Origin of the sequence: Robertmurraya korlensis (assembly GCF_023715225.1) — a bacterium.
Classification (GTDB): Bacteria; Bacillota; Bacilli; order Bacillales; family Cytobacillaceae; genus Robertmurraya_A.
In genome coordinates this window covers 1-255 of sequence record NZ_JAMBNS010000175.1, presented here as the reverse complement: position 1 = coordinate 255, position 255 = coordinate 1, and the positions used below count along the sequence as shown (strand labels likewise).

The 255-nt window shown below is 51.0% G+C and carries 1 rRNA gene; it reads right to left on the bottom strand.

The annotated features are described in order from the left end of the window. A 23S ribosomal RNA gene (locus tag M3175_RS24745) occupies positions 1-255 on the bottom strand; the annotation flags it as partial.

Genomic DNA, 255 nt, shown 5'->3' with positions numbered 1-255 from the left:
TACAACCCCAAGAGGCAAGCCTCTTGGTTTGGGCTAATCCCGTTTCGCTCGCCGCTACTCAGGGAATCGCGTTTGCTTTCTCTTCCTCCGGGTACTTAGATGTTTCAGTTCCCCGGGTCTGCCTTCAATACCCTATGTATTCAGGTAAAGATCCTATCCCATTACGGATAGGGGGTTTCCCCATTCGGAAATCTCCGGATCAAAGCTTACTTACAGCTCCCCGAAGCATATCGGTGTTAGTCCCGTCCTTCATCG